Below are 24,133 nucleotides of genomic sequence, written 5' to 3'. Positions count from 1 at the left end.
CTACCGCGCCGAGATTTCCTGACGGCGCCCCGGTTCGATCAGCTCCGGCCGCGGGCCGGACAGCCGCTTGTGCATGTGGACCATGAAGGCCATTCCGAACACCGGCGTCGCCAGGTTGACGACCGGGATCGAGACGAACGCCGCAATGAACAGCCCCGCGGTGAACACGGTCCCCGCATGCTCCTTGCGCATCGCCTTGGCGTCCGCCGGCGAGCGGAAGCGCATCGCCGCGAGTTCGAAATATTCGCGCCCGAGCAGCCACGCGGTGGCGAGGAAGAAAACGATGAAGCCGGCGCCCGCGAACAGCACGAAGGGCAGGGCAACCAGGTAGACCAGGATGGTCAGCAGCGCCGTCTTGATGCCTTCGATCGTCGCGATCGTGACCGGCAGCGCGGTGCCGGGCTGCTCGGCCGGATAGTGCTCGCGCTCGACATGGTCGGCGACGTCGTCGACGAACAGGCTCGCGATCAGCGAGGTGACCGCGGGCATCAAGAAGATGCCGCCGAGTACGACGCCAAGGCCGGCGGCGATAGAGATGATCCACGACAAGACATGAAGCGTGGAATGGAAGTTGGGGCCGAGCATGCCCTCGGCCCAGAGCTCGCCATAGTCGGCAAACCAGCTCAGCAGCCGCTGCAGGCCGATCGCCAGCACGGAGATCAGCACCAGCGCAAGCCCGATCGAGCGCCACAGGATCGAGCGCAGCGGCGGCGACAGGATTTGCGATAGCGCCTTGACGGCGGCGTCCAACATGACCGGGTTACCTCTACGAAAAGTCCTCGCGAGAGGTAGATACCCAATATGGCTTCGGCAAGGGCCGCTTTCGTCGCGGGCCGACCAGAGAAGGACCCTAAGCGTCAAGCGGCTTGCCGCGGACGGCGGGGCCCCAGACGCCGATGGCGACGATCACGATCACCATCGCCGCGGTGATCAGGCCGAACACGCCGCCGACGCCGGCTTCCTTCAGCATGAACGCCACGATGAATCCGGAGAACGTCGCGCTGAGCCGGCTCATCGAATAGACGAGGCCGGCCGCGCGGGCGCGGATCGCGGTCGGGAACACCTCGGTCTGGTAGGCGTGATAGGCGTAGGATAGCGTCATGTTGGCGCCGGTCACCAGCACGCCGCTCGCGATCAGCAGCGCCGGCGCCGTGAACTGCGAGAACCCTATTCCGAACACGGCAATCGCCGCGGCGGCGCCGCAGATGATCCATTTGCGCTCGAAGCGATCGGCGAAGGTCGAGGCCAACAGCGGTGCCAGCGGATAGGCGAAGGCGATGATGAAGGAATATTGCAGGCTCTTGGTAACGTTGATCCCCTTTTCGACCAGCAGCGCCGGAACCCAGTTGGCGAAGCCGTAGACGCCGAACGCCTGGCAGAGATTGAAGATCATGAACAGCACAACGAGCGAGGCATACGGCGGCCGGAACAGATCGGCGTAGCCGGACACTGTCACCGGTGCCCGCGCCGGCGCGATCGCAAGCTTGGCTGACGGCTGCGCGGCAGCCGTGCCCGCGGCGGCTTCGAGCGTTCGCATGATCTGGTCGGCTTCGCGGTCGCGGCCGTGGCGGGCCAACCAGAGCGGGCTTTCCGGCACGTAGAGCCGCAGCACCCAGATCACCATGCTGGCGGCGGCGCCGATCAGCACCACCCAGCGCCAGCCGTCGATGCCGTAGGGCGACAGCGGCACCAGCCACCACGACAGCGCCGCCACGATCGGCACCGCCGACAGCATCACCGCCTGGTTGATCGCAAAGGCGCGGCCGCGGATTCGACTCGGCACCAGTTCGGTGATGTAGGCGTCGATGGTGACGACCTCGATGCCGATCCCGATCCCGGCGATGAAGCGCCACAGCAAGAGGCCGCCCGGCGTGGTCTGGCACGCCATGATCACCGATGCCGCGGTGTAGAACAGCAACGAGTAGGTGAAGATCGCTTTGCGGCCGAAACGGTCGGCGAGGAAGCCGAGGAAGAAGGTGCCGACGAACAGGCCGGCGAAGGTGGCGGCGACGAAGGCGCCGATACCGGAGAAGCCAAAGAACGCCTGCGTCGTCGTGGTCATCAGCCCGCTGCGGGCGAGGCCCGGCGCGATGTAGCCGGTGAAGAACAGATCGTAGATCTCGAAGCAGCCGCCGAGCGAGAGCAGGATCACGAGGCGCCACACGTAGGCGGAGGTCGGCAGCGTCTCCAGCCGCCGCGAAATCTCGTCGGGGCCGCAGGTCGTGCTGGCAAGATCGGCAGCCGAGCCGAGTTCGACGGCGCTCATGGATGGTCCTCCCCGGATGGTGGTCGCCTTTCTTGGGAAGGCGTGCCGGTCCGCGATGTTCGGCGCAGGGGAGGCAGAAATCCAGACGAACATATCGAAGGGATCGTTCGAGATTTTTGATATCAGATCAAAAGGCTCGCCTGCCAGAAGCCGCGGCCGACCTGCTCGGCGACCAGCGCGCGGATCAATCGGCACATCTCCTCCATAACATAGGTCATAGGCCGGTTGCGCAGCCGGCAGAGATAGAGCGTGCGGGTCAGTCTTGGATCGATCACCTCGCGGGCGATCAGCGTCTTTGCCTTCAACTGTTCCTTTACGAACAGATTGGTCGCGATCGTGCAGCCGAGCCCGTCGGTCAGCGCGCCGATCATGCCGGTGATCGAGTTGAGGCGCATGATCGCGTTCGCTTCCAGCCGCTTCAGCAGCACCGGATCGTCGAGCAGCGCGCGCGACGACAATCCGTAGAGCAAGAGGATCAGCGGCAGCCGTGTCACCTCCTCGAAGCTGATCGGCGCTGCGCCCTTGCCGATCAGCTTCCCGGTGCCGACGCAGAACATCTGCTCTTCCAGCACCGGCTCGGCGATCAAGTCCTTTTCCGCCGGCGGATTGTAGACCAGCGCGAGGTCGATCTCGGATCGCATCAGATGCAGCAGCGTCGCGCCCGACAGGCTCTCGGTCAGGGACAATTTCACATTGGGATATTTCGTCAGCACGGTCCGCATCAGCGGCACGCCGATCGCCTTCATCCCGGAATTGGCCATGCCGATCGAGATATCGCCGGCGACGACGCTGCCGCCCTCCTTGATCTCGCGCTCGGCCGCTGCCATCGCGCGCAGGATGATGCGGGCGTGCTCATAGAGCCGCTCGCCCGCCGCGGTCGGTTCCATGCCGCGCGGCTTGCGTTCGAACAGCGGCGTTGCGAATTCCGCCTCGAGGTTGGCGATGTGGTGGCTCAGCGCCGACTGCGCGACATTGGCCTGGTCCGCCGCCCGCGACAGGTTGCGCTGCTCGTAGACCGCGATGAAATAGCGAAGCTGGCGCGAATCCATCAAATTCCAGCGTTCTAGAACCACGAATACATTATTCGACAGATTATATTTTTCAGATAGCGTACGGAAGCCTAGCCTACCGGGGTACCAAAGCGTTTTCGCGCGAAGCGGCACCGGTTCGGGTCAGGAAAACGCGCCAAAACAAGAGCGCAATGAGCACGGAGCAACCGATGACGGGAAGCGGACTGCCGCTGGACGGCGTCAGGGTCATCGAGATGACCCACATGGTGATGGGCCCGACCTGCGGCATGATCCTCGCGCAACTCGGCGCCGAGGTGATCAAGGTCGAGCCTCCCGCAGGCGACAAGACCCGCTCGCTCGGCGGCATGGGCGTCTCATTCTTCCCGCTGTTCAACCGCGGCAAGCGCAGCGTCGTGCTCGACTTCGCCAGGGCCGAAGACCGCGAGACGATGCACCAGTTGCTCGCCGGCGCCGACGTGTTCGTGGAGAATTTTCGCGACGGTCAGCTCGACAAGCAGGGTTTTGGTGCCGAGGAGTTGCGCAGGAAACATCCGCATCTGATCGTCGCCGGCCTCAAGGGCTTTCTGTCCGGCCCTTACGACCATCGCCCGGCGCTGGACGAGGTCGTGCAGATGATGTCCGGGCTTGCCACGATGACCGGCACCCGCGACAAGCCGCAGCGTGTCGGCTCCTCCGCCAACGACATCATGGGCGGCATGTTCGGCGTGATCTCGATCCTCGCCGCGCTCTATCAGAAGCGTGGCGGCAAGCCCGATGGCGCCGACATCCGGATCGGCCTGTTCGAGAACTGCCTGTTCCTGGTCGCTCAGCACATGGTCGAATACGAGATGACCGGCCGCAAACCGCGCTCGATGCCGGAGCGCGAGCACGCCTGGCCGATCTACGACATCTTCGACGCCGCGGGCGGCGATCGCATCTTCATCGGCGTCGTCACCGAAGGCCATTGGCAGAGCTTCTGCCGCGAGTTCGGCCTGCACGAATTCGCCGGCGACCCGACCCTGCGCACCACCACCGACCGCATCATGGCGCGCGACCGGATCATTCCGCGCGTCGCCGAGGTCATCAAGGGATGGAAGGTGGCGGACCTCTCGGCGCGGCTGGATGCGCTCAACATCTGCTTCTCGCCGATTAACCGGCCCGAAGATCTGCTGCAGGACCCGCATGTGCTGCGTCCCGGCGGCCTCGTCAACAATGTCAACGCCGACGGCAAGCCGTTCCGCGTGCCGGCGCTGCCGGTGGAATGGAACGGCAGCCATATCGGCGAAGGATTGACGGTGCCGGTGCTCGGCGCCGATACCGACGCTGTCCGCGCCGAGCTTGAGCATCAGAAACGTTCATCAACCGGCAACGCTGCGTGAGGCTGTCATGACCCGCGTCCATGAGATCTATCCCAACGACAAAGTGACCCTGCGCGAGGTCGGCTTGCGCGACGGCCTGCAACTGGTGAAGACGTTCCCGTCGACATCAGCCAAGCAGCGCTGGGTGCGCGAGGAATACGCCGCCGGCGTCCGGCATTTCGAGGTCGGCTCGTTCCTGCCCGCAAAAACCTTTCCGCAATTCGTCGATGTCCGCGATGTCGTCGCGGCGGTTGCCGCTTTGCCTGGCGCGCACGGCATCGCGCTGGCGCTGAACGAGCGCGGCGTCAATGAGGCGCTGGCCTCCGGCGTCGGAGAGGTTGCCACGGTGGTGTCGGCGACCGAGGAACACAGCCAGGCCAATGCCAACCGTTCGCGCGAGTCCGCGATCGAGAACGTCAAGCGGCTCTGCGAGCTGCGCGACGCCAGCACGCACAGACCGGTGGTCAACGCCGCGATCTCGATGGCGCTAGGCTGCTCGATCGTCGGTGCCGTTGATCCGGCGGAGGTGCTGCGCCTCACCGAGAAGCTGTACGAGGCCGGCGTCGACATGGTCGCGATCGCCGACACCGTCGGCTATGCCGGGCCGAAGCAGGTCGGCGAGCTGACCCGCGGCGCAGTGAAGATCGCCGGCTCCAAGCCGGTCTGCGTCCACCTGCACGACACCCGCGGCATGGGCATCGCGAACGCTTCCGCCGCGCTCGACGAGGGCGCCCGCGTGCTCGACGGCTCGCTCGGCGGTCTCGGCGGCTGTCCGTTCGCGCCGGGCGCGACCGGCAATGTCGTATTCGAGGACCTTGTCTTTCTCTGCGAGAGCAAGGGATTTCCGACCGGGATCGATCTCGACCGTCTGGTCGAGGTGCGCGCGATCCTCAAGGCCGAGATGCCGAACGAGGCGCTCTATGGCGGCCTCGCCCGCGCCGGCCTGCCGCGCGGCATCAAGGCGAAGGCGGCGTAACCGCTGTGTAGTCCGGATGAAGCGCAGCGCAATCCGGGAAAGTCTTGCCGCGGATGGTGCTCTTCTCCCTCGCCCCGCTCTTGCGGGGAGAGGCTCGGGGTGAGGCGCTCTCTCCGCTAGCAAAGTGCTTCGAGGGACCTGTACCCCCTCACCCTGGATTGCATCTGCGATGCAATCCGACCTCTCCCCGCAAGCGGGGCGAGGTAAGAGTTCTCATTCGTGCCTGTGCGCGCGCCTGCGCGGCTTCTTCTCCCCCGCGGTCGGAATCATCACCACGCGGCCGTAGCGTACGCCGCGCTCGGCGATGATGTGATCGGCGAGATGCCGCACCTCGCCGCTGGCGCCCTTCAGCGCCGTCACCTCCATGCAGCTGTCATCGTCGAGATGGACATGCAGCGTTGCCAGCGACAGATCGTGATGGCCGTGGAAATTCTGCACCAGCCGCTTCGACAGGTCGCGCGCGGCGTGATCGTAAACATAGACCAGCGCCGCCACGCAGTGCCCTGAGGGTGTCTCCTCCGCGCTCTGCTGCAGGCCGGCGCGGGCGAGGTCGCGGATGATCTCCGAGCGGTTCTGGTAGCCACGGGCCTCGGCGGCGGCGTCGATCTCCGCGAGCAGGTCGTCCTCGATGGTGATGGTGATGCGTTGCATGGACCTATCCGTGGATTTGGGTTGCAGTATGATATTTATGTTATAATGTCATACTGCGTTCGGCTGACGTGGCTTGCCGGCGTTGGCGGGACCGTGCGGTCGTCATGCGACTGTAGCAGCATTGTGCGGGAGCAGGCGCGTGCGTCGGACTGGATGGCGGATATTTCCGGCGGCGGCGGCCGCAGTCATGTTCGTGCCGGTCGCCAAAGCCGAGACCACTTCCGGTCCGGCCGGCCGGCTGCCGCCGGTGACGGTGATGTCGCCAGACCATGCACTACCGAAGCGCGCCAGGCCATTGCAGCGTCCGCGCGACGCGGCCGGTGGACGGAAACCGGCGGCGCCACAGGTGAACCAACCGGCTGCTGCGGCGGCCGGCGGCATCAGCGCCGGCTCTGCTGCTTCGCAGGCGCCCGGCCTGCAGCCGACCGCGGCCAGCGCGACGCAGATCAGCGGCGTTGAGGTGAATGCGCGTCCATTCTCGCGTCCCGGCGAGGCGCTCGAGGTAGTGCCAGGCCTGATCGTCACCCAGCATTCCGGCGAAGGTAAAGCCAACCAGTATTTTCTGCGCGGCTTCAATCTCGATCACGGCACCGATCTCGCCATCACTGTCGATGGCATGCCGGTCAACATGCCGACCCATGGCCACGGCCAGGGCTATGCCGATATCAATTTCCTGATCCCGGAGCTGATCCGCTCGGTCGATGTTCGCAAGGGCCCATACTATGCCGACAGGGGCGATTTCGCCTCCGCCGGCGCGGTCGATATCAACTATCTCAACGGACTGCCGCGGAACATCGCGGAGCTGACGGTGGGCAGCTTCGGCTATCAGCGCGCGATGGCGGCCGGCTCGACCAAGGCCGGCGACGGGACGCTGCTCGCGGGGTTCGAAGGCAACCGATACAACGGCCCGTGGGACGTGGCCGATGACATCCGTAAACTCAACGGCGTCTTGCGCTACAGCCAGGGCACCGCCACCGACGGTTTCTCGCTGACCGCGATGGCCTATTCCAATGGTTGGAATTCGACCGATCAGGTGGCGCAGCGCGCGATCGATCAAAGCCTGATCGATCGCTATGGCACACTCAATCCGACCGATGGCGGGACCTCGAGCCGCTTCAGCCTGTCCGGTAGTTGGGCGCAGTCGAGCGACTACGGGCAGACCAAGGCCAATGCCTATGTGATCCGCTCCTCGCTGCTGCTCTACAACGACTTTACCTATTTCCTCGACGATCCCGTCAACGGCGATCAGTTCAGCCAGACCGATAGGCGTACGATCTATGGCTTCGACGGCAGTCATGCCTTCGACGTCAAGGTGGCCGGCATCGAGACCCAGACGCGGATCGGCGTGCAGACTCGCTACGACGACATCAATGTCGGCCTGTTCAAGACCGCGGAGCGCCAGGTCCTGTCCACGGTGCGCAACGACCAGGTGCAGGAGGGCAGCGTCGGGCTGTGGGCCGACACCACGGCGCGCTGGACCGACTGGCTGCGCACCACGGTCGGTATCCGCGAGGATTATTTCGCTGGCCATGTATTGAGCAACACGCCGCAGAACTCCGGCAACGCACAGGCGGCGATGACGAGCCCGAAAGCCGGCATCGTGCTCGGACCTTGGTACAAGACCGAGTTCTACGGCAATGCCGGCTTCGGCCTGCACTCCAACGATATCCGCGGCGCGACCATCACGGTCGATCCCAACGACAAGGTGACGCCGCTCGATCGGGTGCCGCTCTTGGTGCGCTCGAAGGGCGCCGAGCTCGGCATCCGCACCCGGGCGATCGACGGGCTCACCTCGTCGCTCGCGGTATTCGTGCTCGATTTCGATTCCGAGCTGCTGTTCGTCGGCGATGCCGGCACCACCGAGCCGAGCCGGCCGAGCCGACGCGTCGGCGTCGAGTGGACCAACCAGTACACGGTCCTGCCGTGGATGCGGCTCGATTTCGATCTCGCCTATACGCACGCGCGCTTCACGGATGTCGATCCCGTCGGCAATTTCATCCCTGGCGCGCCGGCCTGGGTCGCCAGCGGCGGCATCACCTTCGGCCGCGAAAGCGGCTGGTACGGGAGCTTGCGCGCGCGCTATTTCGGTCCGCGCCCGCTGATCGAGGATGATAGCGTCCGCTCGCAATCGTCGTTCATCGTCAACGCGCGCGCCGGCTACAGATTCGACAACGGGATGCGCCTGCAGCTCGACGTCCTCAATCTCTTCAACGCGCAGACCAATCAGATCGAATATTATTACCTGTCGCGGCTGCCGGGCGAACCGATCGACGGCGTCGCCGACCGCCATGTGCATCCGGCCGAGCCGCTCGCCGTCCGTCTGACGCTGGCGGCGACGTTCTAAAGCATGATCCGGAAAAGCGCGAAGCGGTTTTCCGAAGAGATCAAACAGAGAGTCAATGCGCGACGACGATTCAAGCTCATCGCGCTTTAGAATTCACGCCGCGGCAGGCTCTGTGCCGACTACTTCTGCAAGCGCCACCGACGCCGTTTCGTCAGCCGCTTCAGGAACAAGCGGCGGCGATTTGTTTTCTGGAAACACACTGAATTCGCCCGCTACCTCCTGGAGCGGCTTCTGCTTGTCGGCCCAGTGCAGGGCCGTGTAATCGAATCCCTGCACAATGGTAGGTTTGACGATTTCGAAATAGGGCGAGATGTCGAAATCGCGCGGCATGTAGAGCGAGGAATCGCGGATATGCAGGATCTCGCGCCGCGCCTTGCGGCTGGCGGCGCGCGTGATCTTGGGGAGGATCGGATAGCGCACGGCATCGAACGCCTGCGCGATCAGCGCCGAACAGATGATCTTGGTCGGATCGCCGGAGCCGAACGCGATCATGCGGCGGCGAAGGCGCTGCGGGACCGGCAGCGGGAACAGATAGCGCGCGAGGTCGACGATGTTCTTGGTGTCGTAGCCGAAGCCGATTCGGTTGATCGCGTAGCGGCACACCGTGGTGCGGTCCTCGTACGACAGTCCGACCGGGCGGCACATGCGGGTGTGGTAGGCGAAGTATTTCGACAGCGGCGCCGAGGTCACGCCCTCGCCGATATTGGCCTCGATCAGCGTATGCTGCTCGCCGTCCGGCTCGAACGCGCCGTCGATCGGTCCGACATAAAGCGCCGCGTGCGACCAGGTCGACTGCGTGAGGTATTTGATGATGCCGGAGATCCGGTTGTTGCCCTCGACCAGCAGTACGTCGCCCGGCTGGATGATACCGCGCAGATGGTCCGGATCACTCGGCGTGAACGGTTCGTAACCGGGGACCTCCTTCTGAAGGTAGCCCGCGATCCATTGGCCGACGGTATCGAGCATTACGCCCATGGATTCCCCCCAGCGGTTCTACGACCGCTTGTTGTCACCTAATGGTCGTCGCAAGCCGTTGCAATTTAGTTCATGCATGTCGCTGATCAATCATGATTGATTTACCCTGATGGTTGCTGCGATCAGTGAGATGCGGCACAGTTCGCCAAGCGTTCTCTTTCCCTGCAAGTCCCCGGAAACCATGCCAGAAAAAACGCCATGACGATCACCCGCCGCGACTTCCTGTCGGCGTCCGCAGGTCTGGCGCTGGCGCCTGCGCTGGGCGACCGGGTGGTTGCCGCGCCATTGCCGCGCGAGGCCGATATCGTCGTGATCGGCGCCGGTGCCGCGGGCATTGCTGCGGCGCGGCGGGTCGCGGCCGCGAATCGCAAGGTGATCGTGGTGGAGGCGACCGGGCAGGTCGGCGGCCGCTGCCAGACCGATACGTCCAGCTTCGATGCGCCGTTCGATCGCGGCGCGCGCTGGATGCACAATCCCGAGACCAATCCGATGGTCCGGCTGGCCCGCGCGGCCGGGCTCGACATCGTCACGGCGCCCGCCGGCCAGAAGATCCGCATCGGCCGGCGCTATGCTCGTCCCGGCGAAACCGAGGAGTTTCTCGCCGCCCTGGTGCGTACCAACCGCGCTATCGACGAGGCCTCGCGCAAGGCCGATATCGCCTGTGCCGCGGCGCTGCCGAAGGACCTCGGCGATTGGGCCGGCACCGCGGAATTCCTGCTCGGCGCCAGCTTCAGCGGCAAGGATCTCAAGGATGTCTCCGCCGTCGACAAGGCCCGCGCGCAGGACCGCAACGCCGCGATCGGATGTCGGCAGGGGCTCGGCACGCTGATCGCAAAGCTCGGTGAGCAGTTGCCGCTGGCGCTGTCTACGCCGGCGCAGCGCATCCTGTGGAGCAACCGCGAGGTGATGGTCGAGACGCAAGCCGGCAAGATCGCCGCGCGTGCCGCCATCATCACCGTGTCGAGCAACGTGCTCGCGAGCGGCAACATCCGCTTCGCGCCGGAGCTACCGAAGCGCGCGCTCGATGCCGCCGCGAAGCTCGGCCTCGGCAGCTACGACCGCATCGCGCTGCAGATCGCCGGCAATCCACTCGGGCTGTCGCGCGACGACGTCATCATCGAGCAGAGCAGTTCGCCCAGGACCGCATTGCTCTACGGCAATATCGGCGGCTCGTCGCTGTGCACGATCGACGTCGCGGGCAGCTTCGGCCGAGAACTCTCCGCGCAGGGCGAGAAGGCGATGGCGGCCTTCGCGGTCGAGTGGCTGACCAAACTCTACGGCAGCGAGGTCGGCGCCGCCGTGAAGAAGACCAGCGCCACCCGCTGGAACGCATCGCCCTTCGTGCTCGGCGCGATGTCGGCCGCCGCGCCGGGCGCGCAGCTCTCGCGCCGGGTATTATCCGAACCGATCGGCTGCATGTATCTCGCAGGCGAAGCCACGCACGAGACGCTGTGGGGCACCATCGACGGCGCCTGGGAGAGCGGCGAGCGCGCCGCCGACGCCGCGCTGCGGAGAATTGGCGCGATCCGGGACGGCACGCCGGAGCCCACCGTCCCCGCCGCAAAGCCGCGCCGCCGCAGGACGGCGCATTGATCTTGCGGCCGGATCCTCGTGCTGCCTCACGACCGGTGTCGTCCCTCGCTTTCGCAGCGACGACAGCGAGTTAGGATTCACACAACAGGCCAACAACGCCGTGTCATCACCCGCGCATGCGGGCGATCCAATGTTCCAGAGACGGCGATGACGGAGCCGATGGGCCGCGGCGTACTGGATCGCCCGGTCCATGTGCGCAATTGCGCACAGGCCGGGGCGATGACCGTTGTGAATGGGGGTGGCTTCGCCTTCTCGCGACTGAAATGACGGGAGGAAAGAGCCAGCGGCCGCTCACACCGGCAGCCGCAGCTCCATCAGATCCTTTGCCACCACGATCTTTCCAGAAAAGTTCTTCTTCACATCCCTTGTCCAGTCGTCATCGGTGACCTGCGGATCGTCGCCGGGGACGAAGTGGCTCAGCACCAGCATCTTCATGCCAGCGGCGGCAGCTATGCGGCCGACGTCTTCGGTCGAGGTGTGGCTGTCGAGCAGGTGCTTCTCCAGCGTGGCGCCGTTCTTGGTCGTCGCCACCAGCCGGTCGACCGCCGGCACGTAAAGGCATTCATGCACCAGCACGTCGGCGCCCTTGGCGAATTCGGCGAGCTTCGGATTGTAGGCGGTGTCGCTGGAGAACACGATGACGCCGTCGGGCGTCTCGAACTTGTAGGCGAAATTGTCGACAATGGGCGGATGCGGGGTGCGAAACGCGGTGACGGTGACGTCAGGTGTCTTCAGCACGACGCCGTCGCCAGCGATGTCCTTCGCGATCAGGAGCGGACGCGGATCGGGGCGGCCTTCGTCCTCGATCCGGGTCTCGACGTCGAACTTGTTGAGCTCCCAATACGCCCTGGTCATCGCCTCGATGCCTTTGGGGCCGAACGAATGGATCGGCGTTTTCAGGCCGGCGGCCCAGGCGTTGTAGAACAGATTGCCGTATTCGAGATTGTGATCGGAATGGTGGTGGCTGATGAAGATGTACTTCACGGAGGGGATCGGCACGCCCGCGCGCACCAGCTGCCGGCTGACGCCCATGCCGCAATCGATCACGAACGGGGTGTCGCCGACCATGACGAGATTGGCGGGATTGGAGGCGCCGGTGCCGACCCGCGGGCCGCCCTTGGTGCCGAGGAATACGATGCGCGTGCGCGGCTTGGCGTCCTGCGCCCGCGAGGCCGGGGCCGCGAGCATGGCGGCGCTGCCGAGCGCCAGTTTCAATGCGTTGCGGCGATCGATCATGGGCTCCTCCGGCACTTTCTTCGATTGAGCGGCGACCCTAGCCGCCGCGCAGGATGCCATCAAGCGCCGGCAGGCCGACGATGACGGCGGCGGCGATCAGCGCGTAGCACATCGCGCGGAACACCTTTTCGCTGGCTTTGCCGAACAGCGCGGCGCCGAACCAGACGCCGATGCCGTAGACCGGACCCACGATCAGCGAGAACTTGACCGAATCCGCCGTGATCAAGCCAGTGAAGAGGTAACTGGCCAGCGAGAAGAAGTCGGAGGCGCCGAAGAACAGCACGATGTTGGCGCGCGAGATCACCGACGGGATCGGCCGTCCGAGCCAATAGGCGACGATCGGCGGGCCTCCGGTTTGCGCGAGGCCGCTGCAGAAGCCGGAAAGGCCGCCGACCCCGACTGACAGTGCCGCGTGATCCCCGCCGTGATAGCGCCAGCCCGACAGCAGCAGCGCGAGCAGCGCCGCGACGAAGCAGGAGATGATCCAGCGCGTGGTGACGGGTTCGAGCACGGTGAGGAAATAGGTGCCGATGGGCACGCCGACCAGCGCGCCGGCCACCATCACCGCGGTCGCCTTGCGGTCAGCGTGTCGCCAGGCGTTCGGCAGCAGCGGCGTTGCCGCGACGAAGTCGATGATCAGCAGCAGCGCCGCCACCAGCCGCGGCGCCGCGACGCTGCTGGCGAGCGGCATGAAGATCAGCGCCGAGCCGAAGCCGGAGAACCCGCGCGCGGTGCCGGACACGAACGCGATCGCGCAGATCGCGAGCGCGATGTGGGTCGAGATGTCGGCGGGGAGGAGGGTGAGGGAGGTCATGCGAACGGTCGGGAGTTGACGCTCAATCTGCGAACTGCGCGCTCACTTCGAAATTCAAATGCGACCGCAATTCTATCAAACCCGTCATCCTGAGGTGCTCGCCCGGCGGCGGCCCTGTGCCGCTGGGCGAGCCTCGAAGGATGAATCGGCCCCAGTCGGGCCGTCGACCCTTCGAGGGCCGCTGAAGAAGCGGCCACCTCAGGGTGACGGTGAGAGGTTCGTGACGGTGATAGGTGCCTCTGCCCTGCGAGCACCTCACCCATCACCCCCGCAGGGTGCCGCCGGTCTTCTTCGTCACCTCGGCAACGACCTTGGCTGCGACCGCGTCGATCTCCTGGTCGGTCATCGTCTTCTCGCGCGGCTGGATCGTCACCGCGATCGCGATCGACTTCTTGTCGGGATCGATGCCCTTGCCTTCATAGACGTCGAACACGGTGACGCCTGAGATCAGCTTCTTGTCGACGCCCTGCGCGGCGCGGACGATGTCGCCCGCCTTGACGCCGCGGTCGACGATGAAGGCGAAGTCGCGCGACACCGGCTGGAACGCGGAGAGGTCGAGCAGCGGCTTGGCGCGGGTCGCCTTCTGCTTGCCTTCCGGGATGCGCTCGAGGATCACCTCGAACACGATCATCGGGCCGTCGGCGCCAAGCGCCTCGGCCGCGCGCGGATGCAGCTCGCCGAAATAGCCGAGCACGTTCTGCGGCCCGATCTGGATGGTGCCGGAGCGGCCCGGATGCAGCCAGGCGGGGCCGCCAGGCACGATCTGCAGCGCCTGCATCGGCGCGCCGGCGGCGGCCAGCACCGCGAAAGCGTCGGCCTTGGCATCCATCGCGTCCGCCATCGACGTGCCGGTCCAGTGCCGGCCGAGCCCCCTCGCGGAAGCATAGCCGTGCCGCACGCCGCCGGCCGCGACGAGCTGGTCTTGCGGCCGGTCCCCGCGGAACACCTGGCCGACCTCGAACAGCGCGACATCAGAATAGCCGCGGTTGATGTTGGCCTGCACCGCCGCGACGAGGCCGGGCAGCAGGCTCGGCCGCATGTCGGAGAGATCGGCCGCGATCGGGTTGGCGAGCATGAGCTCAGCCTGGCCGCCGCCGAACAGCTTTGCCGCGTCACTGGTGATGAACGACCAGGTCACGGCTTCCACCATGCCGCGGGCGCCGAGCGCGCGCTTGGCGCGGCGGGTGCGCAGTTGTAGCGGAGTCAATACCGGCTTGCGCGGCTCCTCGCCGCGATCGAACGGCGTCAGCGGCACCTTGTCGACGCCGACGATGCGCACGATCTCCTCGACGATATCGGCCTTGCCCTGCACGTCGGTGCGCCAGGACGGGATCGCGATCTTCACCACAGGGCCGGTGCCGGCCAGCATGAAGCCGAGCCGGGTGAGGATCAGCTTGACCTCGACCAACGGCACCTCGATGCCGGCGAGCCGCTTGACCTCGCCGAGCGGGAAGTCGATGACGCGATCCTCGCCGAACTGCTTGCCGACCACGACGTTCTCGGACGGCGTGCCGCCGCACAGCTCCAGCACCATTTTGGTCGCGAGCTCGAGCCCGGGCACCATGAAGGCCGGATCGACGCCGCGCTCGAAGCGATAGCGCGCATCGGAGTTGATGCCGAGCTTGCGGCCGGTCTGGGCGATGTTGATCTCGTTCCACAGCGCCGATTCGATCAGCACGTCGGTGGTGGTCTCATCGCAGCCCGAGGCTTCGCCGCCCATGATGCCGGCGAGCGATTCGACACCGTGCTCGTCGGCGATCACGCAGATGTTGCCGTCGAGCGTGTAGGTGCGGCCGTCGAGCGCGAGCAGGCTCTCGCCGTCCTTGGCGCGGCGGACGGTGAGGTTGCCCGTCACCTTCTTGGCGTCGAACACGTGCAGCGGGCGCGAGCGGTCGTAGGTCATGAAGTTGGTGATGTCGACCAGCGCGTTGATCGGGCGCAACCCGATCGCGGTGAGACGCTTTTGCAGCCATTCCGGCGACGGGCCGTTCTTCACCCCGCGCACCAGGCGCAGCGCGAAGCCCGGGCACAGCGTCGGGTCTTCCACCTTCACCTGCACCGGGCAGGGGAATTCGCCCTTGATCGGCCGGATCGCGGGATCCTTCAGCTTGCCCATGTCGGCGGCGGAGAGGTCGCGCGCGATGCCATGCACGCCGGCGCAGTCCTGCCGGTTCGGCGTCAGGTTGATCTCGATGACGGGATCGCCGAGCGCGGCCCATTCGGCATAGCCCTTGCCGACCGGCGCATCGGCCGGCAGCTCCATGATGCCGTCATGATCCTCGGAGATCTGCAGCTCGGCCGCCGAGCACAGCATGCCGCGGCTCTCGACGCCTCTGATGGTGCCGACACCGAGCGTGATGTTCTTGCCGGGAATATAAGTACCGGGCGGCGAGAACACGCTGATCAGCCCGGCCCGCGCGTTCGGCGCACCGCACACCACCTGCACCGGCGCTCCGCCGTCGCCGGTGTCGACCATGCAGACGCGCAGGCGATCGGCGTTCGGGTGCTGCTCAGCCGAGATCACCCGCGCAATGGTGAATGGCGCAAGCTGCTTGGCCTTGTCCTCGATGTTCTCGACCTCGAGCCCGATCATGGTCAGCTTGTCGGCAAGCTTTTCCAGCGGCTCGTCGGTGTCGAGATGGTCCTTCAGCCAGGAGAGGGTGAACTTCATGACGATGGCTTCTCCAGTCCCCTCTCCCGCTTGCGGGGGAGGGTTAGGGTGGGGGCTCTCTCCGCGATGGCGGCGGCAATTGTTTCAAGGACGCCTGTGCGATTCGTCAGGACGTCGAGGTTGCTGAAGCGAAGGACCTTGAAGCCCTTCGCCTCGATGATAGCTGAGCGCGCAGCGTCCGTGCGCTCGCCCTGGTCTGAAAAATGCTGGCCGCCGTCGAGTTCGATCACTAGCTTCGGCGAATGGCAGATGAAGTCGGCGATGTAGTTGTCGACCGGGACCTGACGACGAAAGCTTGCACCACTGAGCGTGTTACCGCGCAGCTCCGACCAAAGGGCACGCTCCACATCGGTCGAGTTTCTGCGAAGCGCGCGCGCGTTCGCGCGCAGTTTCTGTGAGACTTTCCAGTCCGGGTGTTCTGGATCCACCATCGGCAACCCCATTGCGGACAGACCCCCACCCCAGCCCTCCCCCGCAAGCGGGAGAGGGAGTTTGACCATTGGCGGGGAGGGAGTTTTCGTACCCACACGAGTGAGCCCTCTCCATTCCCGCTCCCGTTTGCGGGGGTGGGGCGGGGTGCGGGCTATTTCAATGGAGGGGAGGCTCCCCGCGCCGGTGCGGCTAAGGCCCAAGTTCACGCGCTCAATCCCCCGGCGATGGTCGGGAGCTCGAGCGGCTTGAAGCCGTAGTGGTCGAGCCAGCGGACGTCGTTTTCGAACAGCTGGCGCAGGTCGGCGATGCCATATTTCAGCATCGCGATGCGGTCCATGCCCATGCCCCAGGCAAAACCCTGGTAGACGTCGGGATCGATGTTGCAGGCGCGCAGCACGTTCGGGTGCACCATGCCGCAGCCGAGGATCTCAAGCCAGTCCTCGCCCTCGCCGAAGCGGATCTCGCCCTTGTCGCGGCGGCACTGGATATCGACCTCGAGCGACGGCTCGGTGAACGGGAAGAACGAGGGACGGAATCGCATGTTGATGTGGTCGACCTCGAAGAACGCCTTGCAGAACTCGTGCAGAATCCATTTGAGGTGGCCGAGATGCGAGTGCTTGTCGATCACGAGCCCTTCGACCTGGTGGAATTGCGGCGTGTGCGTCGCGTCCGAGTCGATGCGATAGGTGCGGCCTGGGCAGATAATGCGGATCGGCGGCTTTTGGCTGAGCATGGTGCGCACCTGCACCGGCGAGGTGTGGGTGCGCAGCAGCATGCGCGAGCCATCCTCCTTCGGATTGAAGAAGAAGGTATCATGCATCTCGCGCGCCGGATGGCCGACCGGGAAGTTCAGCTTGGTGAAATTGTAGTCGTCGGTCTCGATGTCGGGACCTTCGGCGATCGCAAAGCCCATGTCGGCGAAGATGGTGCTGACTTCCTCGAACACCTGGCTCAGCGGGTGGATGCGGCCGGCCTCGGCCGCCGCATCGCGCAGCGGCAGCGTGACGTCGATGGTCTCGGCGGCGAGCCGCGCGTCGAGCGCCGCGGATTTCAGCACGTCGCGCCGGGCGGACAGCGCCTGCGTCACCGCATCCTTGGCGAGGTTGATCTTGGCGCCTTCGGTCTTGCGCTCGTCCGGCGACATCTTGCCGAGGGTCGCAAGCAGGGCGGAGATCGAGCCCTTCTTGCCGAGAGCGGCGACGCGCACCGCCTCGAGGGCGGCTTCGTCAGACGCCGCGGCGATCTGGTCGAGAATGGATTTTTCGAGGGTTGCGAGGTCGGACACGGTCAATTCCCTGGTGCCAATTTGGGCTGGGTTGTCGCCGCCCGAAGGCCGTAACGTCAAGCAAAAAGCCGGTCATTTCGGGCGGTTGAGCGGCCGGATTGAACCCCTCGCGGAGCCATGGGACCAAGGGGAAACGGAGATTTGCGATGCTGTTGCGATCCTGCCTGGTTGGCCTTGTCGTTGTCCTGTCGCTTGCTGCGTCTCCGGCGCGATCGGCGGTCTGCATGGAGAAATCGATGACGCCGGACGAGATCGTCGCGGCGATCAACGCCACGACGGGATGCGCGCCGGCGATGAAGCTGTTCACGGATTGCGCGTTCGGCGCCAGTGGCGACGTTCAGCTCGGCGAGGCCGTCGAGAAGAAGTGCGAGGCGGACTTCCTGTCCGGCCTGAAGGCAACGCAGAAAAAGGCCTATTCCGCCCAGCTCGGCCGCTGTGATCGCAAATACCGCAACGAGAGCGGCACCATGTACCGCTCGTTCACGGCATTCTGCCGGGCCGAGGTGTCGCAGCGCTATTCGCAGAAAGCGCTGAAAGCGGGCCCGAAAGCCCGCTAGGAGCAGAGGCCCCCTGATCGCGCACGGCTCAGGCCGCGAGCGCGGCCTTGGCCTTCTCGGCGATCGCCTGGAACGCGGCGGGCTCGTGGATCGCAAGATCCGACAGCACCTTACGGTCGACGGTGATGCCCGACTTGGACAGGCCGTTGATAAACACGCTGTAGGTCATGCCGAACGGACGAACGGCGGCGTTGAGGCGCTGGATCCAGAGCGCGCGGAAGGTGCGCTTCTTGCGCTTGCGGTCGCGGAAGGCGTACTGGCCGGCTTTTTCGACCGCCTGCTTGGCGATGCGGATCGTGTTCTTGCGGCGGCCGTGATAGCCCTTGGCAGCCTTGTAGACTTTCTTGTGCTTGGCGTGAGCGGTCACACCGCGTTTGACGCGAGACATGACGGAAATCCTTGAGATCTATGAAGTGGGACGGGGCCTTGCGCGGACGCGGGCCGGTTCAAGCGGATGCGATCAGGCGTTCGGCAAGAAGTACTTCTTGACGTTGTCGCCGTCGGTCTTGAACAGCACGCGGGTGCCGCGCAGCTGGCGGATCTGCTTCTTGGTCCGCTTGATCATGCCGTGGCGCTTGCCGCGCTGGGCGTGCATCACTTTGCCGGTGGCCGTCACCTTGAAGCGCTTTTTAGCGCCCGACTTGGTCTTCAACTTGGGCATTTGGCTCTCCTGTGGCACAGCACGAAAATCGCCCCGAGAGGCGTTCGGCCGGCTAAAATGCTCGTTAGAGCGTTGATAGTGCTAGGTTTTTCCCGAATTGGATAAACCTGCGCTGAACGTCGCCACGGCAGCCCTTGATCAGCCGGGCGGCGAAGGCCCGGCTTATGACAGAGGATCGGGCTTTTTGCAACGCTGGAAGCGGTGGAACCGGTACCTGTAGCCCGGACGCAGCGAAGCGCAATCCGTGGAAGGTCCATTCGCGGGCGCACCGCCCCGGATCGCGCTTTGCTGCATCCGGGCTACGAAAAAGAAACAGCCCGCCGATTTGGCGGGCCGCTTCATTCAAACCGACAAATTCGAACTCAGCGCGGCGCCAGCACCATCACGACCTGGCGGCCCTCGAACTTCGCGTCCTGCTCGACCTTGGCGAATTCGGCGACATCCGCCTTCACCTTGTCCAAGAGCTTGGTGCCGATCTCCTGGTGCGCCATCTCACGGCCGCGGTAGCGCAAGGTGATCTTGACCTTGTCGCCTTCCTCGAAGAAGCGCTGCATCGCACGCATCTTCACGTCATAGTCGTGATCGTCGATCATCGGACGGAGCTTGATCTCCTTGATCTCGACGACCTTCTGCTTCTTGCGAGCTTCGGCGGCCTTCTTCTGCGCGGAATATTTGTACTTGCCGTAGTCCATGATCTTGCAGACCGGCGGACTGGTGTTCGGCGAAATCTCGACGAGATCCATGCCGGCTTCCATGGCCATCTTGATGGCCACCACCGTTTCGACGGTGCCTTTGTTGACACCATCCTGATCGATCAGCTGGATCTGCGCGTTGCGAATGTCGTCATTGGTGCGCGGCCCATCCTTGGCGACTGTGGGCGGGGCTCTATTGGGACGGCGAATGGGTAGCTCTCCAAAGTTGTGAAAGGGAAGGCGGATATTTTGAAGCAAGACGCTGCAACGGGCAAGCGAACTCGCTGATTACGCGGCAAAACCGTCAAATGAGCGGCATTTTCGCCACGCCCGGCACATATAGCCGAAGCATCGGCTCCGCAAGGCGGCGTTGACCGATGCCGTCGGACAATCGAAAACCAGATCTCTGACACGCGAGTGACCGAACCATGAGCCAAACCGCCGCATCCGCCCAGGAACCCGTTTTCATCGAGGTCGGCGAAGGCGATGGAAGGCGCCGGATCGCGGTCCGGGCCCGCGCGGGGCGCGGTCCGGGACTGTTTTGGCTCGGCGGTTTCAAGTCCGACATGCAGGGCACCAAGGCGATTGCGCTGGATGCGTGGGCCGCCGAGCACGGCCGCGCCTCGGTCCGGTTCGACTATTCCGGCCATGGCGAATCCTCCGGCGATTTTGCCGGCGGCACGATTGGCCGCTGGCTCGAGGAGAGCGTCGCGGTGTTCTCAGAATTCTGCAGCGGGCCGCAGGTGCTGATCGGTTCCTCGATGGGAGGCTGGATGGCGCTGCTGCTGGCGCGCGAGATCGCGCGGCGGGGCAATGGCGGCGCGTCGCTCGCCGGCCTCGTGCTGATCGCGCCCGCGCCCGATTTCACCGAGGAACTGATGTGGAAGAACTTCTCGCCCGAGATCCGGGCCGAGATCGAGACCAAGGGCGTCTGGCTGCGGCCCTCCGACTATGGCGACGGCTCGCCCTATCCGATCACCCGCGCCTTGATCGAGGAGGGCCGCAACCACCTGCTGCTCGGCGGCAAGATCGATGTCGGCTGCCCGGTGCGCATCCTGCAGGGCGCGCAGGACCCGGACGTGCCGTGGAAACATGCCTTCGCGCTGGTGCACCGGCTGCCGGCCGAGGACGTCGTGCTGACCATGATCCAGGACGGCGACCACCGCCTGTCGCGTCCGCAGGACATCGCGCGGATCATCGCCGCGGTGGCGGAGATCGGCTAGGTTTCCGTTCCAGGGAGAAACGCGGATGGAAACGACAAAGATGCTGCGCGCGTTCTGCGATGCTGTCGAACAGCGCGACGGCAAGAGCTTTGCAAAACTCTTCACCGAGGATGGTGTCTACCACGACGTGTTCTATGGCGCGTTCAAGGGGCACGACAAAATCGCCGAGATGATCGACGACTGGTTCTATCGGACCGCGACTGATTTCCGCTGGGACATGCACGATCCCGTCACGGACGGCACGACGCTCTACGCGCGCTACACGTTCAGCTACCGCTCGACCTTGCCGGAGGCGAAAGGTGCGCGTGCGATGTTCGAGGGCGTTGCGATCATGCGGCTGCGCGACGGGAAAATCACCTGTTATCACGAGGTCGCCAACACCGCGCCGGCATTCGTCGACCTGAACTTTGCGCCGGAGCGGATCGCCAAGATCGTCGGCAGGCAGGGCGCGGCGCTGAAGGCGCGGCCGGAGATGCAGCGGCATCTGGCCTGATCTCGTCATTCCGGGGCGCGCGCAGCGCGAGCCCGGAATCCATCGGGCCGCAGTGTTGGTGGGTGAATGGATTCCGGGCTCATCGCTGCGCTATGCCCCGGAATGACGGCGGTTGGGTGCCTTACGGCGGCGGCGGATTGGTCATCGGCCGGCGCTGCGCCAGCGCGGCGACCGTGGAGGTGCCGATCGGGCCCTGCTCGTCGTAGAGCCAGCATTCGCCGATCGCGACGCCGTCAGTGGCGTGATGGTTCACCACCTCGAAGCCGATCCAGCGCGTCACCGGCAGGCGGTGCAGATAGATCGTGACGTCGCTGTTGATGTAGCCGAGCCCCTGGTCGCCGGCATTGGCGAACGGGCTGGCGAAGTCGGCGCCGGTCGCGACATGGACGAACGGCGTCATCGGCACGCTCTCGACCAGTTCGCGCACCTCGCTCATCCAGAGCCGGCGCGGGCCGAGCGAGCCCATATGGCCGACAATCGGCCGCGTCTCCCATTTGCCGTTCATGCCGAGCCTTGGATCGGTCGGCTTCGGAATGTCGGCGGGTGCTGGCACCTCCCAATTCGGCGGCGACCAGACATTGCCGGGCGCATTTTCCGTCCGGCGCAACAGCTGGCACGAGGCGCGCGCCATGCTGGTGCCGCCGGAGATGAATTCCGCCTCGATCAGCTTGATGCGCAGGCCGTCGCGCACCAGCTTCGTCGTCACCTCGATGGGCGTCGTGATGTTGGGCAGGCGGAACATGTCGACCGTCAGCCGCGCCGGAACGAACTCGTCGGCGCCGTGGCGCTCCTCGATGACGAAGGCGAGCAGGCCGATCACGACGCGGCCGTGCAGGGACTCCGGACTCCACGGTCCGTTGGCAACTGATGTCGGCATGAAGCCGTCGCCGTGCCGGGTGAAGAAGGGCTGGTTTGTCATGGCCCGCGACCATGACGGGAATGCGTTGTTGAAATCAAGAGGCCGCCGCGCGCCACTCCTGCTGCACGGTGACGTCGTCCTCGCCGCCGGCCCTTGATGCCAGCGCGGCGAACTCGTCGCGCGCCATCAGTTGCGCCAGCGCCCACACCGCGGCACCCCGCACCAGCGGGCTGGCATCGCCAAGCAGGCGCCGTGCTTCGCTCACAAGCCTCGCATCACAGGAATTGCCGATCGCGATCAGCACATTGCGGATGAAGCGGTCACGCCCGATGCGTTTCACCGGCGACTTCGTGAACAGCGCGCGGAAAGATGCGTCGTCGAGCCGGGCGAGCTCGGCAAGCGCGGGCGCGCGCAGTGCCTCGCGCGCGGCGAGCTTTTGCTCGCGGCCTTGCTGCGCGAACTTGTTCCACGGACAGACCGCGAGGCAATCGTCGCAACCATAGATGCGGTTGCCGATGCTCTTGCGGAATTCGTGCGGGATCGGGCCCTTGTTCTCGATCGTCAGATACGAGATGCAGCGCCGCGCATCGAGCTTGTAAGGCGCCGGAAACGCCGCGGTGGGACAGATGTCCTGGCAGGCGCGGCAACTGCCGCAATGATCGGCCTCGGCATCATCGCGCGGCAGCTCGGTGGCGGAATAGATCGCGCCGAGAAACAGCCACGAGCCGAATTCGCGCGAGACGAGGTTGGTATGCTTGCCCTGCCAGCCGATGCCGGCGGCGTGCGCCAGCGGCTTCTCCATCACGGCCGCGGTGTCGACGAACACCTTCACCTCGTCACCAGTCGTGGCGGCGAGCCAGCGCGCCAGCACCTTTAGCCGCTTCTTGATGACATCGTGATAGTCGTCGCCCTGCGCATAGACCGAGATCGCCGCACGGCTGCGACGTGCGAGGATATCGAGCGGGTCCTCGTCGGGTCCGTAATTGACGCCGAGCATGATGATCGAGCGGACGCCACTCCACAGCGCGCGCGGATCGGTGCGGCGCTCGGGGTTAGACGCGAGCCAGTCCATGTCGCCATGGCCGCCGCTGCCGAGGAATTGTAGGAAATAATTTCCGGCCTCGCGCGTCGAGTCGGGCGAGGTGATGCCGATGCTGTCGAAGCCGAGTGCGCGCGCCTCGCGGATCAGCGCGGCCTTGAGATCGGGGGGAGAGAGCTTGGCCGCCGCGCTCAGAAGTCGAGGTCCACATAGGTGCGTGACGCCGGCACCCCCGCCAGCCATTCGCTGAGCAGCGGGCGGAACGACGGGCGGGACTTCACCCGCGCGTACCACGCCTTTGCCGCGTCGTCCTCGCCCCATGGCACATCGCCCAGATAGTCGATCGCCGAGAGATGCGCCGCGGCGGCGAGATCCGCGTAGGTCAGGCGGTCGCCGGCGAGATAGTTCCGCGTCTTCGCCAGCCAGCCGATATAGCTCAGATGATAGCGCACATTGACCTTGGCCGCGCGCATCACGTCCGGGGCCGGCGGGCCGCCGCCATTGTCCTCGCTCATGAAGCGCTTGTAGATCCGCTCGGTCACCAGCGGATTGGAGGCCTCCTCGAAGAATTTTTCGTTGAACCACGCCATCAGGCGGCGCACCTCGACGCGCTCGGCGCTCGAGGTCGGCAGCAGCCGGCGCTCGCCGGCATCGAGGCCGTGCGCCTCGTCGAGATATTCGGCGATGATGGCGGCCTGTGGGACCGGCGGAAATCCTTCGGCGATCAGCACCGGCGTGGTGGCCGCCGGATTGAGCGCCAGATAGGCCTCGCGCCGATCCCAGACCCGCTCCTCCACAAGGCGAAGATCGAGACCATACTCGCCGAGCACGAGGCGGATGAATCGCGAATGCGGACAGAACGGATGGTGATACAGCGTGTACATGAATCCCTTGGTAGTTTCGCGCGCTTAAGAAACCATCAACCTGTGCGAGGCCTGAACCTGGGGCAGCGAGCCCGATCGTCTCTATGTCGCGTCATCGCGCGAACCGGTAGCCGT

The 24,133-nt window shown here is 65.3% G+C and carries 23 protein-coding genes; 7 read left to right on the top strand and 16 right to left on the bottom strand.

Features of this window, described 5'->3' with window-relative positions; translation table 11 throughout:
• The 3 genes from J6500_RS25950 to J6500_RS25940 all read right to left on the bottom strand — a co-directional run bounded on the left by J6500_RS25950 (position 1) and on the right by J6500_RS25940 (position 3,315).
• The gene (locus J6500_RS25950; RefSeq protein WP_225715533.1) at positions 1-753 is read right to left on the bottom strand and encodes a sulfate transporter family protein; all 753 of its coding nucleotides are present in this window, start codon (positions 751-753) and stop codon (positions 1-3) included.
• Between the two features lie 97 nt (positions 754-850).
• Entirely contained in the window at positions 851-2,266 is a 1,416-nt protein-coding gene (locus tag J6500_RS25945) for an MFS transporter (RefSeq protein ID WP_225715532.1), read from the bottom strand.
• Positions 2,267-2,388: 122 nt separating this feature from the next.
• On the bottom strand, positions 2,389-3,315 hold the full coding sequence (locus J6500_RS25940; protein ID WP_225715531.1) for a LysR family transcriptional regulator: 927 nt from the start codon (positions 3,313-3,315) through the stop codon (positions 2,389-2,391).
• Positions 3,316-3,485: 170 nt separating this feature from the next.
• Here J6500_RS25940 and J6500_RS25935 point away from each other — a divergent pair, with 170 nt between their 5' ends.
• On the top strand, positions 3,486-4,655 hold the full coding sequence (locus J6500_RS25935; RefSeq protein WP_225715530.1) for a CaiB/BaiF CoA transferase family protein: 1,170 nt from the start codon (positions 3,486-3,488) through the stop codon (positions 4,653-4,655).
• Between the two features lie 7 nt (positions 4,656-4,662).
• The gene (locus J6500_RS25930; RefSeq protein WP_225715529.1) at positions 4,663-5,610 is read left to right on the top strand and encodes a hydroxymethylglutaryl-CoA lyase-like TIM-barrel protein; all 948 of its coding nucleotides are present in this window, start codon (positions 4,663-4,665) and stop codon (positions 5,608-5,610) included.
• A gap of 213 nt (positions 5,611-5,823) precedes the next feature.
• Here J6500_RS25930 and nikR read toward each other — a convergent pair whose 3' ends face one another.
• On the bottom strand, positions 5,824-6,261 hold the full coding sequence (gene nikR / locus J6500_RS25925) for a nickel-responsive transcriptional regulator NikR (RefSeq protein WP_225715528.1): 438 nt from the start codon (positions 6,259-6,261) through the stop codon (positions 5,824-5,826).
• A 187-nt stretch (positions 6,262-6,448) separates the two neighbouring features.
• Between nikR and J6500_RS25920 the strand changes: the two genes are divergently transcribed.
• Positions 6,449-8,605 carry a TonB-dependent receptor gene (locus tag J6500_RS25920; RefSeq protein ID WP_225715585.1) on the top strand — a complete coding sequence of 719 codons (2,157 nt, stop codon included), beginning with the start codon at positions 6,449-6,451 and terminating at the stop codon, positions 8,603-8,605.
• A 93-nt stretch (positions 8,606-8,698) separates the two neighbouring features.
• Here J6500_RS25920 and J6500_RS25915 read toward each other — a convergent pair whose 3' ends face one another.
• A complete protein-coding gene (locus J6500_RS25915) occupies positions 8,699-9,580 on the bottom strand; it encodes a YiiX/YebB-like N1pC/P60 family cysteine hydrolase (protein WP_225715527.1) in 882 nt (293 codons plus the stop codon).
• 198 nt (positions 9,581-9,778) lie between these two features.
• On the opposite strand from J6500_RS25915, the gene J6500_RS25910 reads away from it, so the two are divergent.
• Entirely contained in the window at positions 9,779-11,173 is a 1,395-nt protein-coding gene (locus tag J6500_RS25910) for a flavin monoamine oxidase family protein (protein WP_225715526.1), read from the top strand.
• A gap of 291 nt (positions 11,174-11,464) precedes the next feature.
• On the opposite strand, the gene J6500_RS25905 is transcribed toward J6500_RS25910, so the two are convergent.
• From J6500_RS25905 to pheS, 5 genes are all read right to left on the bottom strand, one after another.
• Positions 11,465-12,409, bottom strand: a complete 945-nt coding sequence (locus J6500_RS25905; RefSeq protein WP_225715525.1) for an MBL fold metallo-hydrolase — start codon at positions 12,407-12,409, stop codon at positions 11,465-11,467.
• A 37-nt stretch (positions 12,410-12,446) separates the two neighbouring features.
• Positions 12,447-13,223, bottom strand: a complete 777-nt coding sequence (locus tag J6500_RS25900) for a sulfite exporter TauE/SafE family protein (RefSeq protein ID WP_225715524.1) — start codon at positions 13,221-13,223, stop codon at positions 12,447-12,449.
• 262 nt (positions 13,224-13,485) lie between these two features.
• The gene (gene pheT, locus J6500_RS25895; RefSeq protein WP_225715523.1) at positions 13,486-15,894 is read right to left on the bottom strand and encodes a phenylalanine--tRNA ligase subunit beta; all 2,409 of its coding nucleotides are present in this window, start codon (positions 15,892-15,894) and stop codon (positions 13,486-13,488) included.
• Entirely contained in the window at positions 15,891-16,325 is a 435-nt protein-coding gene (locus J6500_RS25890; RefSeq protein ID WP_225715522.1) for an endonuclease domain-containing protein, read from the bottom strand. The genes pheT and J6500_RS25890 overlap by 4 nt, the downstream gene beginning before the upstream one ends.
• 203 nt (positions 16,326-16,528) lie before the next feature.
• Positions 16,529-17,611, bottom strand: coding sequence for a phenylalanine--tRNA ligase subunit alpha (gene pheS / locus J6500_RS25885; protein WP_225715521.1), 1,083 nt, complete (start codon positions 17,609-17,611; stop codon positions 16,529-16,531).
• A gap of 146 nt (positions 17,612-17,757) precedes the next feature.
• On the opposite strand from pheS, the gene J6500_RS25880 reads away from it, so the two are divergent.
• Positions 17,758-18,168 (top strand): hypothetical protein, encoded by a 411-nt coding sequence (locus J6500_RS25880; RefSeq protein WP_225715520.1) that lies wholly within the window; start codon positions 17,758-17,760, stop codon positions 18,166-18,168.
• A gap of 28 nt (positions 18,169-18,196) precedes the next feature.
• On the opposite strand, the gene rplT is transcribed toward J6500_RS25880, so the two are convergent.
• The 3 genes from rplT to infC form a co-directional block, all read right to left on the bottom strand.
• Complete coding sequence (gene rplT / locus J6500_RS25875) at positions 18,197-18,556, bottom strand: 50S ribosomal protein L20 (protein WP_225715519.1); 360 nt, start codon at positions 18,554-18,556, stop codon at positions 18,197-18,199.
• A 72-nt stretch (positions 18,557-18,628) separates the two neighbouring features.
• Positions 18,629-18,829 carry a 50S ribosomal protein L35 gene (gene rpmI, locus J6500_RS25870; protein WP_008539890.1) on the bottom strand — a complete coding sequence of 67 codons (201 nt, stop codon included), beginning with the start codon at positions 18,827-18,829 and terminating at the stop codon, positions 18,629-18,631.
• A gap of 362 nt (positions 18,830-19,191) precedes the next feature.
• The gene (infC, locus tag J6500_RS25865) at positions 19,192-19,731 is read right to left on the bottom strand and encodes a translation initiation factor IF-3 (protein WP_225715584.1); all 540 of its coding nucleotides are present in this window, start codon (positions 19,729-19,731) and stop codon (positions 19,192-19,194) included.
• 218 nt (positions 19,732-19,949) lie between these two features.
• On the opposite strand from infC, the gene J6500_RS25860 reads away from it, so the two are divergent.
• Positions 19,950-20,744: an alpha/beta hydrolase gene (locus tag J6500_RS25860; protein WP_225715518.1), complete on the top strand. Its 795-nt coding sequence runs from the start codon at positions 19,950-19,952 to the stop codon at positions 20,742-20,744.
• A 25-nt stretch (positions 20,745-20,769) separates the two neighbouring features.
• Positions 20,770-21,237 (top strand): nuclear transport factor 2 family protein, encoded by a 468-nt coding sequence (locus J6500_RS25855; protein WP_225715517.1) that lies wholly within the window; start codon positions 20,770-20,772, stop codon positions 21,235-21,237.
• Between the two features lie 121 nt (positions 21,238-21,358).
• Here J6500_RS25855 and J6500_RS25850 read toward each other — a convergent pair whose 3' ends face one another.
• The 3 genes from J6500_RS25850 to J6500_RS25840 are packed head-to-tail and all read right to left on the bottom strand — an operon-like array spanning position 21,359 to position 24,019.
• The gene (locus J6500_RS25850) at positions 21,359-22,156 is read right to left on the bottom strand and encodes an acyl-CoA thioesterase domain-containing protein (RefSeq protein ID WP_225715516.1); all 798 of its coding nucleotides are present in this window, start codon (positions 22,154-22,156) and stop codon (positions 21,359-21,361) included.
• Between the two features lie 34 nt (positions 22,157-22,190).
• Positions 22,191-23,378 (bottom strand): tRNA epoxyqueuosine(34) reductase QueG, encoded by a 1,188-nt coding sequence (gene queG / locus J6500_RS25845; RefSeq protein WP_225715515.1) that lies wholly within the window; start codon positions 23,376-23,378, stop codon positions 22,191-22,193.
• Positions 23,327-24,019, bottom strand: a complete 693-nt coding sequence (locus J6500_RS25840; protein ID WP_225715514.1) for a glutathione S-transferase family protein — start codon at positions 24,017-24,019, stop codon at positions 23,327-23,329. Before J6500_RS25840 ends, queG begins: the two co-directional genes overlap by 52 nt.
• Positions 24,020-24,133 lie beyond the last annotated feature (114 nt).

The sequence above is a fragment of the Bradyrhizobium semiaridum genome, assembly GCF_020329505.1.
Classification (GTDB): domain Bacteria; phylum Pseudomonadota; class Alphaproteobacteria; order Rhizobiales; family Xanthobacteraceae; genus Bradyrhizobium; species Bradyrhizobium semiaridum.
The sequence above is the reverse complement of the archived record's forward strand: the minus strand, read 5'-3'. Positions and strand labels throughout refer to the sequence as shown.